The 9,899-nt window shown below is 42.9% G+C and carries 8 protein-coding genes and 2 pseudogenes; 8 read left to right on the top strand and 2 right to left on the bottom strand.

Going from position 1 to position 9,899, the window contains the following annotated elements:
* From FCR06_RS31920 to FCR06_RS34110, 3 genes and pseudogenes are all read left to right on the top strand, one after another.
* Nucleotides 1–249, top strand: a pseudogene (locus FCR06_RS31920) (IS701 family transposase); the annotation flags it as partial.
* Between the two features lie 114 nt (nt 250–363).
* Entirely contained in the window at nt 364–564 is a 201-nt protein-coding gene (locus FCR06_RS34115; protein ID WP_223280400.1) for a hypothetical protein, read from the top strand.
* Between the two features lie 53 nt (nt 565–617).
* The gene (locus FCR06_RS34110) at nt 618–848 is read left to right on the top strand and encodes a transposase (protein ID WP_223280399.1); all 231 of its coding nucleotides are present in this window, start codon (nt 618–620) and stop codon (nt 846–848) included.
* Nucleotides 849–1,146: 298 nt separating this feature from the next.
* Here the strand turns inward: FCR06_RS34110 and FCR06_RS31910 are convergent.
* Nucleotides 1,147–1,602 (bottom strand): annotated as a pseudogene (locus tag FCR06_RS31910) (ISAs1 family transposase); the annotation flags it as partial.
* A 273-nt stretch (nt 1,603–1,875) separates the two neighbouring features.
* Between FCR06_RS31910 and FCR06_RS31905 the strand changes: the two are divergent.
* The 5 genes from FCR06_RS31905 (at nt 1,876) to FCR06_RS31885 (ending at nt 9,638) form a co-directional block, all read left to right on the top strand.
* Nucleotides 1,876–2,220 (top strand): hypothetical protein, encoded by a 345-nt coding sequence (locus tag FCR06_RS31905; RefSeq protein WP_138506895.1) that lies wholly within the window; start codon nt 1,876–1,878, stop codon nt 2,218–2,220.
* A 611-nt stretch (nt 2,221–2,831) separates the two neighbouring features.
* Nucleotides 2,832–3,866 (top strand): patatin-like phospholipase family protein, encoded by a 1,035-nt coding sequence (locus FCR06_RS31900; RefSeq protein ID WP_138506893.1) that lies wholly within the window; start codon nt 2,832–2,834, stop codon nt 3,864–3,866.
* Nucleotides 3,867–4,023: 157 nt separating this feature from the next.
* A complete protein-coding gene (locus tag FCR06_RS31895) occupies nt 4,024–5,427 on the top strand; it encodes a hypothetical protein (RefSeq protein WP_138506891.1) in 1,404 nt (467 codons plus the stop codon).
* 68 nt (nt 5,428–5,495) lie between these two features.
* Nucleotides 5,496–8,267, top strand: coding sequence for a peroxidase family protein (locus FCR06_RS31890; protein WP_223280398.1), 2,772 nt, complete (start codon nt 5,496–5,498; stop codon nt 8,265–8,267).
* A gap of 237 nt (nt 8,268–8,504) precedes the next feature.
* Entirely contained in the window at nt 8,505–9,638 is a 1,134-nt protein-coding gene (locus FCR06_RS31885; RefSeq protein ID WP_223280397.1) for a transposase, read from the top strand.
* A gap of 18 nt (nt 9,639–9,656) precedes the next feature.
* Here the strand turns inward: FCR06_RS31885 and FCR06_RS31880 are convergent.
* A partial coding sequence (locus tag FCR06_RS31880; protein WP_138506889.1) for a transposase family protein occupies nt 9,657–9,899 on the bottom strand: 243 nt, incomplete at its 5' end.

Genomic DNA, 9,899 nt, shown 5'->3' with positions numbered 1-9,899 from the left:
GATTCCTCTTCATCCATCAATGCATCAACTACTGAATTTAGCCAACATCGGGAGTGGGAAACGGGCATGACATGGAAAAGTTCACTGAATAACTTGAGACTAATTGCTCAGCCTTATATCTTCTACCATTTGCTGTTACCTTGGTTAGATGTATTCAACATTCCTGGGATGAGACGCTGTTTCCTTAAGTTAATTGAATTGATGAATGGTTTTCGAGCTTTTCCCATTCCTTTCTCTATTGCTAGTTAATCTTCTCTCTATTTTTCTTTACCTAAAGTAACAAAAGAGGGATAATACCAATTCTGTATGAAGATGCGCCAAACTACGTCAAACTGATAGATGAGTGCATTGAGTAATTTTGTGATGAGTCGTCCATTCCAAGTTGAGATATTAGAAAGCCAAAAACAATTAGAGAAAGCTCTCAAACATGCCATAACAGCAAGCAGCAAAGAAAGATTACAAATGCTTTATTGGCTTAAGAGTGGTGAAGTCAGCAGCAGGCGATCGTTGGCAGAACGTTTAGCGCGTGATGAAGCAACCATAACTCGTTGGGTGAGAACGTAAAAACTTTTATTTATATGGAGTCGTAGAACCCCTAAGTGGATACAGTTTTTTCTATGAGTTCCCCTACCTTAATAGTGATTGTTTTCAACACTTTTTGGAGTTGCTATCTGCTGACAAGAGGTGATGATATCGCGGTTATCCAGTTCGACCAAGGAGCTTTCCACAAAGCCAAAGCTCTCGATATCCCAGATAACATCATCCCGATTTTTCAACCTCCTCACTCTCCTGAACTCAACCCCATTGAGCGGTTTTGGGAATTTCTCAAATCTCAACTGCAAGCTTGAAAATTGTAAAACACTCACACAACTACAGTACAAGTTAACTGATATTCTCAAAGAAATTACACCTTCGATGATTGCCTCTGTCACTTCCTACGACTTTATTCTTGAGGCTTTATTTAGCGCAGCTTCATAAACAATTGGTATCACTGATTCTAATTTGTACAGAGCTTTTGCCCTTTGCAAGTTTTTGCAACATAAGCAATTTATTTGGCTGCTTCTGTTATTTTGCTTAATTGATGATACGCCCTAATAATTTTGAAATTGCCCTGAATTCATTCGATTTAGAGTCTACCTTTACTTATTCTAAAACTAATTTATTTTTAGTCGCCCATGCACTCACCATTTGTATTGTACAAGAGTCATTACTTTTATCATAAGAACCATATAAACTTTTCCCATCAATTCCAACCACTTTCCCATCGGTTATTTTTTGTATTGATTTCATCCAACCCAGAAAATATGACTGAAACTCTTGAAGGTTTATTTGTGCAAACACTCTTGTAAAAGTATCATGTGTTCGCGTAGCGTCTCCGTCAGGAGATGGAATCCCATTTAGTACTTCTAAAAATGTTTTCAACTACTCATACTTCGCACATCCGTATGTTTCTATCGCTACCCAACCGTCTGCTCCACAAATTACAGCACAGATAGCAATGGTTATGATATCGATTAACTCGTGCCTTTTGCTTCGATCTGTTCGTGGGTCTTCTATCACTGCAAAGTGGTCAGTAATCATGATTTTCGGCTTTAGTTTCACGCTTCTCTGGCTTCATTCTACTTTGAGAATGACAATATCATTTTTAGCGATCGCTCTCTTCACAAGTTATATTATGTAATTATTTTTTATTACTCATCATACACCTCTAATTAGTACTTTTCCCAATTTAGATGCGTTCGCCCTGAGTTTTTATATGAGGTTTATCTGAAAAAGTATTAGTTATATAGGTTTTCTCTAGATAAAATTCAAACTATTATGGTTTATAGAAAAGCAAAAAGTCAGGTTGATAGTATTATTTAGGAGATACTCAAAATGGCTAATCAAGTTACTATTGACGATGTAGTCCAATTAGCTGAGATCGAATCTGCACAGATATTTACATCTCAAGATACGCCTCAGCATTTACTAGAGGTTATTGGTCAGCGATCCGGATTCAATTGGGAGCTTCACATTGGTATTCCGGAAATTTTGATATCAGATGATTACTGGCCCTATCGAGTAGTTGAAGTTAAAAAAGGCTCTGACTGGCCAAAAAATGCAGGTCATGGTCCAGTTATTCCAAAAACAACGCTTTTTCATACTGTTACACGCTTGGGAAAAAAGGGAATAGAAGTTATAGGCTCCAATAAAACTATTACTCTTAATATTCATCAATAATGAAATATATGCATTAACAGTATGAAGGGAAACGAGTTAAGCTTACCTTTCGTTACCTTCCAAATTAAAGACCGTGAAAATTTAGGCAGCCGTCGGCTGCCTCTAACTCAACCATCGTAATGATTATCATTTCCATACAGAGGGAGATTTAATTTCCACTAAAGCCTTATATGGTTTTAGCCTTGATGTATTTCACCCTGATTCAGGCTTGTCAATATTTAGATGCGTTTGCCCTAACCCTTGAGAGTACTATTGGAGAATTCGCTTAAACGTAATAATAAATATTGAAACTTAGCAGTGACTTATTTTTAGCCAGTTTTAACCTCAATTCTCTTGACTGAACCCTACTGTTCTATAGAGTTTATTTGATATCTTTTTTGTTATCAACTAAGGTTATTGTAAAAAATGTACTTAACACTCATACCTGATTTTTTTAATCAAATATAGTTTTTCTAGCAAGCCAATAATAATGATTTAAATTATATCAAAATTCAACAATGTCTTGGAAGTTGAGATAAACACTTATCAACCGCTGCAAAAATATTATTGGGCAAGTACTACTAATTGCAATCAAAAGTCGTCAATTACTAATAGTAATGAAGGAGATTAATATGCCTTATAAATATAAGATTTTATCAATCGATGGTGGAGGTATTCGCGGGTTAATATCTGCAAAGATTTTAGCGAAGATTGAGGAATTGACAGGGAATAGAATTTTCCAAATGTTTGATCTAATCGCTGGTACTTCATCAGGAAGTTTGTTAGCTGCTGGTCTGACTAAGCCAAACCCTAATAATCCTCAAGAACCTGCTTATACTGCTGAACAGCTAGTCGACATATTTCGAGGACAAGATGGAAGAGATATTTTCTATGAACCTTTTCTAGAGCGTTTGAATAAAGTAGATGACATAATCAGACCAAAGTATTCTTCAAAGGGTAGAGATGAGGTTTTAACAAAATATTTGGGAGACACTCACATCGAAGAAGCGTTAACGGAATTATTCATCACCAGTTATGATATTACGTTACGATTGCCTGTCTTCTTTACAAGTAAACCATCCAAAGAAGAACAGAAATCTAGATCTTTTCGCAAGATATGTACCGACTTTAAGATGAAACAAGCAACAATGGCATCTTCTGCTGCTCCAACTTACTTTGAACCTTACCAAGTACCCACAAATCACCCAGATACCAATGGTTTCTATGTGTTAGTTGATGGTGGTGTCTTTGCGAATAATCCGGCCTCACTAGCGATTATGGAACTTATAATTGACAAGAAAAAAGTCGGGGAAAAAATAGACTTGGATGAGATTCTAGTTGTCTCAGTAGGTACAGGTTCACTTACCCGTAGATTCTCTTACGAGCAGGCAAAAAATTGGGGATTACTTAAATGGTTAGAGCCGCTTCTCAATATTACCCTTGATGGTTCAAGTGAATCAGTAGCTGTGCAATTAGATCAATTGCTACCAAAAGCTCAGGATAAACCCCCACAATACTATCGCTTTCAAGGATTCTTAGATAAGGGTAAGGGTAATGATAATATCGATGTCACAGACCTTCAAAATATCAAGAACTTAGAAGACCTAGCAAACGACATTATTAGAAAACAGGAGTGGGATCATCTGCGTCAACAACTCCTCCGATAATCAGTTAAAAAAGCTCTATCTTGATAGAGTTTTTACAACACAGCGATATATACGTCAATTATTGAGAACTCTTTGCGTTAGTCCTCAATAAAGCCTTTACTCCTATTAAACTGTATACAGGGATACAAAAATTTTTTACTAAGACTGAGATTTGAATATGGGATCAGAACACTTAGGATTTGAGTCCGTAAGTAAATACCCTTTATTAGATGCTATTTTTCATCGTCGCTCCCGGCGGATTTCATGCGGCTTACCATCAATCAACGCTGGTTCGCTTTCACATACCCCACGTCCCCCATTTGATCGCGTGCAACCACTGAGCGAGTTGGAAGAAGCGTTACTCATCGCCGCCACAGGCGTGACTGGACTAACGTTTCCAGATCGCCCGTTTGAAGACGCGCCAGCACCGAAGGGAAAACCGATTCTCGGAACACCCAATTTAAGTTTCAAAGGTCGTGCTGCTGGAAGCACCGATAACTCCCAGCCAACCTACTTTCTGTTACTGAACGACAGTGGCACATACTTTCTTAAGCACCTCGATCCAGAACCAGAAAAGACTTTATTCTCTCCAGAGTCATTAATCTTGCGGGCCAAGGCGGCAAAAGTTAAGATTAGCGACGAAAGAATTTTCTCATCGGAGAAATATCGGCGTTTTCCCTTCTATCTCGACTCAAACCGCTTTTTATCTAACGTAGCTGGTAGCACGGTGTTGTTGCCGATTGTAGATTTGTCCCGACAGTACATTAACGCCTTAATGTACGTGTTAACCGAAGACCCACTTGCACGTCCGACCTTTGTGGATGATCGCAATTTCTACCAATCGGCGGGAGTCCAGAAGTGGATAAAAGACCCATCAGATATTAAAGATGACGAATTCGCCCTCAACAAAAACTTGAAGTTACCGCTAGGCAAACGAAATTTAGCACTGTGCCTACAGGCTATGGGATTAGGGGGCTGGATTCATGCCTCGATTGGCCCCCCATATCTTTTGGGAGATCCCTTCGCCTCGCCTGAAACGCAAGGAGTGCTGAACGTGCGATGGCACATTCCCCAACGGACATTCCTACAGCAATTCACCGTCGATCTGTTGCGTTGGGCAACCCCGAAACMGCCCATGAGAGCGAACCCCTGCGGTCTGTTGCGTCCCGGAGTAGACCCGAAATCAGCCACCGAAGATGACTGGCTGATCAAGTGTTTATGCCCGCCGAATTACACTGTCGAGGAAGCCGTAGATACTCTTGTCAAAGAGAAGCACGAACTTTACTCTGATCGCAGCTTGTTCAGTCGCATTTTCCGCGAAGGACAAGAGAACACATACATTCGAGAAGTTCCACCCTATCGCCCCGAAGTTATCGAGTGTATTAAGGACATTTGTCGTTATTTGATGAAAACCCACGGGCGTTTTCCCGCCCATGCCGATGGTTTGTTCGTGCCGGGTATTTGGTTACAGGCGCACCACCTAGACCTTTCTTATTACGACGACCTATTTGCGTCTGGATTGGGCTACACGAATACACAACGAGAACATCAAGCGCACTGGCATGACGAACCGCATCAATAACATGACTAAACAAATATTTCCAAATCGAGTACTCAACATTTCTATTCCTCGATTTCTCAAAGGCAATCATGGTTAACAATCATCCACAATCTACGCAACCCAAACCGAAGTGGGTCTTTCAATTTTTGATCGTTACCCTATTAGGGTTGGTTTTGTTGGCTGTGAGCTATATTGTGGCTCCTGGTGTCGCCCAACAACAACCCACGATCGCCCGCCTGCTCTCTAATGTCACTTACGAGCGTACTTTTCTGGCTGCCGCAGTCTCTATCTTTTTATTGATTCCCGCTTACTGGCTGTTTCTCTTACAACATCGACAGGGGCCGACTTCACTGTGGCGAGCTTTTTGGACAATGAGCTACGTAGCCTACACTACTCATTTATACTGGTCTATACAGCTTCTCTTGCAACAGCAAGGATTTCCGGCCAATGTTTGGACTTGGGAGACTCTAGAGCGGGCGATTTTCCATTCCCCGGATCTCCTCAGTAGTCCGCGCTTCGATCTCTTAGTGACTTTGTGGTGGACGTTAGATATTGTTATTGCTTGGTTCCCAGGCAGAATCAACGGATTAAGAACCCCACGGCCCGTTTCCCTCAGAGATCAAACACCTCATGTCGAGCCATTCTCAGATTCTTTTTCTTTTGTGCGCTGGGAACGAGGTTTATTGCATCTGATTCTGTATGTAGCCTGGGTAGTTGCCTCAATCCCGCAGGGGCATGGACTTGTCCGCGTTTTAGGTTATATCTTTGCGATATCTACCTTGTTGGCCTTAGTAGCACGAGTTTTGTTACGACAGTTTTACGCCGAATCCCTCTCTGGCAAGTTCTATATAAGCGCGTTCTCGCTACTGAACCGATTTTTCAAGTGGTACGAGTTGCCGACTTGGTTCGGCGTGATCAACTTAGGTGCGGTTCGAGAAGTTCTACGGGCTAAGAACTTACATGGAACTAACCAAATCCCAGTTACCAATCCCAGTGGTTTGATCGACAACGGACAAGATCCACTTCCACGTCCCCATGACCTGATAGAACGGCGTGACGACGGGTGTTACAACGATCTCGAAAAACCGAGTATGGGACGCGGTAGCGAAACCACTGACCCATCAGGAGACGCGATGTTGCATAACCGTTCTCATCCCTGTGCGCGGTTCGGCAGAAATGTGCCCTTGAAAGACGCTTTTCCCGATGAGAAAAACTTACTGACTCCTAACCCGCGAAGTATCAGCCGAGAATTGTTGTCCCGTGAAAAGTTTATTCCGGCAACAACCTTAAATCTAATTGCGGCAGCGTGGATTCAATTCCAAACCCACGACTGGTTTAATCATGGTGAACCGGATCGCGCCAATCCTATCAATATTCCCTTACCGGAAGGAGACAGTTGGAATCAGGAGAAAATGGCTGTGGGAAGGACTCGTCCCGATCCCACCCGCAATTACGAGCGAGAGCGACAGCAGTCTCCCGACGGTCAGCTGCAATATCCGCAGACTTACGTCAATTCGGAATCGCATTGGTGGGATGCTTCTCAGATATATGGAAACAATTCCCAAGCCAGTCTGATTTTACGAACCGACCCCACCACCAAGCAACTCATCCCCGGAGGCAAACTATACATTGATGCACAAGGTAATATTCCCTACGATCCAAGCGATCCGGAAGGGCTAGCCGTTTCTGGCTTCGTGGGCAACTGGTGGCTGGGTTTGAGCTTATTGCACGCACTTTTTGTCAAAGAACATAACGCGATTTGCGATCGCTTGGCTCAGTTGTATCTGTCTTTCTCTGACGACGAATTGTTTGCCAAAGCTCGCGCGATCAACAGTGTCTTGATCGCGAAAATCCATACAGTCGAGTGGACACCAGCGATTTTGCAAAATCCCGCCTTGCAGATCGGTATGAAAGCCAACTGGTGGGGATTGTTAACCGAGAATTTTACCAAGACCTTTGGACGCATCAGCCCTACGGAAGCCTTTAGCGGAATTCCTAACTCCGGCGTAGATCATCACAAGGTTGATTTCACGCTAACCGAAGAATTTGTTTCAGTGTACCGCTTACATCCTTTGATGCCCGACAACTTAGAGATCCTGAATCTTCAAGATGGAAATCTCTTACAAAACTTCGACTTGACACAGAAGAACGGGATTGAGGGAATCATCGGCGCACAAGAAGACCTGATCCACCTGGGTCATCCAAAGGTGCAAATGCCAGATCGGATGACCGAGCGAGAATGGCAAAATAATCTCTGGTACTCCTTCGGAAGAGCGAACCCTGGGGCAATCACCCTACACAATTACCCGAACTATATGCGCGATCTGACGCGCGAGACTCCGGGGCTAACCAGACCTGATGGTAAGCGGGAAATTAACACCGAAACTATTGATCTAGCCACTATCGATATCCTCCGTGATCGCGAACGTGGTGTGCCTCGATACAATCGGTTCCGTGAGTTGTTCCATCTCAAACCGATCAAGAGTTTTGACGAATTCTGCAATTCTCCGCATGAGGGGCTTCCCAAACAACTCCGCGCTATTTACGGTCAAACCAAAGGCAAAGACAATGTAGACGCACTCGATCTCATGGTCGGTATGTTCGCTGAAGTGCCACCCGAAGGCTTTGGCTTTAGCGACACGGCGTTTCGAGTGTTTATTCTGATGGCATCACGCCGGATTAAAAGCGATCGCTTCATGGCTGAGGGTTTTAACGTCAATGTTTTCACGCCCGAAGGGATCGAGTGGGTCAATGATAACAGTATGCTCTCGATCTTGCGTCGCCACCATCCAGAACTCGCTCCAGCGCTATACGGTCTAGAGAATGCCTTCGTGCCTTGGCACGAGCTGTCAAAACGCTAGTGAGTTTTTTATTACAAACCTAGTCATTGTTATTCCTGCTAGTTCAGTCTCTTGAGAAACTTTTTGCTGTAGCAGTAAATATCCTTTGAATCATAAATTGGTTCTTGGCAACTTTAGGTGATCTAGGTTGGGGTAAGGCAGAGGGCAGAGGGCAGAAGGCAGATTTTTACAGAAAGGCTGACCAATGTAACCACACCTTGGGCGAGAAGAACTCTACGTTTAGCTCAACGACTGAGTGTGATTGGTTTAGCTAATGGTGGTGCAGCAGGGGTAAGACTCTCACAGCATTGGGGAATAAAAGTTTCTCGCAACACACTGTTAAATTTAGTCCGCTCCATCCCACTACCACCAATCGTAACGCCACATACTCTTGGGGTAGATGATTTCTGTTTTCGTAAATGTAAAACTTACGGCACAGCATTAATTGACCTAGAACGCAGCCGACCAATCGCTCTTCTAAAAGATGCTAAGGCCGAAACCTTGGCAGAATGGTTAAAAGCTCACCCTGGTGTCAAAGTCGTCTCACGAGATCGGTCAAAAACTTATGAAAGTGGTATTCGTCAAGGCGCACCAGAAGCCATTCAAGTTGCAGACCGTTTTCATCTATTGCAAAACTTATTTCAAACGCTTGAGCAAGTCTTTGGTATGAGTACCAAAGCACTAAAAGAAGTGGAAAAACAAGTTTTTAATACTGATACTGAAGTGCTAAAAGAGGTGGAAACAGCACATAAACTTTCCCTGATTACTGAGGCTAATCCCTGCATAGTTGTGCCAAGATTCCCCCAAAACACATCTTTAAAAAGAAAAGTTCAATCCGCCAAGGCACGGGACAGACGGAGGGACATCCATGAGCAAGTTTGGGGACTACGGTCTGTTGGCTTATCAGGGCAAGCAATCACTCAATCCCTGGGAATTTCTAAAAATACCGTATCTAATTACTTGCGTAGCTCAACTTTTACCGAACGTCGCCAACGTAGCGACCAAGGTCTCAGTCTTCTCAACCCTTATCATGATTACCTCCTAAGTCGCTGGAATAGCGGTAACCACAACACCCAAAAACTGTTTGAGGAAATTTGCGCCTGCGGCTATACCGGTAGTTATGCCACAGTTTCTCGCTTCACTCGTTATCTCAAGACCTTGCCCGGATTTGAACCGCGACAAGGTTCAAGAAAAAACGCTTCCCCCAGGGTTAGCTCTTCTTCCCATCGTCCTCTCACCCCCAGTCGCGTCACAGCTTTAGTCTTGCGACGACCGGAATTAACACAGCCTAATGAGCGTGAAGTAATCGCTCAACTACAAATAGCCCATTCTGACTTGAAGTCAGCCATTAGACCTCTTGCAAAAAAGTTTTGTGGTATGGTGGAGGATTGAGTTAAATTCAACAGGAATTTAGGCTTTTTGAATTTCGTAGTTATAAAGCCCAGCAATTAAATGACAGCGCAATCCAAAACGTTTCCTGCGATTACGGTAGCGCTGACTCAAAATCCGAAAAACTTTTAACTGCCGATTAACATGTTCAATCAGGACTCGACGACTCGCTAAAGTCCGGTTAGATTGCTTTTGCTCTTTGGTTAACTTACCTCCTCTAGGTTTTTTGTGAGGCAACTGACTATTTGTATGATTTGTATGTAC

The organism is Nostoc sp. PA-18-2419 (genome assembly GCF_005869855.1).
Lineage (GTDB): Bacteria > Cyanobacteriota > Cyanobacteriia > Cyanobacteriales > Nostocaceae > Nostoc.
Note: the sequence above shows the minus strand (reverse complement) of the source record. Positions and strands in the feature narration are given on the sequence as shown.

Excerpts from the sequence above, each read along its gene's own strand:
- FCR06_RS34115 (WP_223280400.1), top strand. The coding sequence starts at position 364 with ATGAGTCGTCCATTCCAAGTTGAGATATTAGAAAGCCAAAAACAATTA.
- FCR06_RS31890 (WP_223280398.1), top strand. The coding sequence starts at position 5,496 with ATGGTTAACAATCATCCACAATCTACGCAACCCAAACCGAAGTGGGTC.
- FCR06_RS31900 (WP_138506893.1), top strand. The coding sequence starts at position 2,832 with ATGCCTTATAAATATAAGATTTTATCAATCGATGGTGGAGGTATTCGC.
- FCR06_RS31905 (WP_138506895.1), top strand. The coding sequence starts at position 1,876 with ATGGCTAATCAAGTTACTATTGACGATGTAGTCCAATTAGCTGAGATC.
- FCR06_RS34110 (WP_223280399.1), top strand. The coding sequence starts at position 618 with ATGAGTTCCCCTACCTTAATAGTGATTGTTTTCAACACTTTTTGGAGT.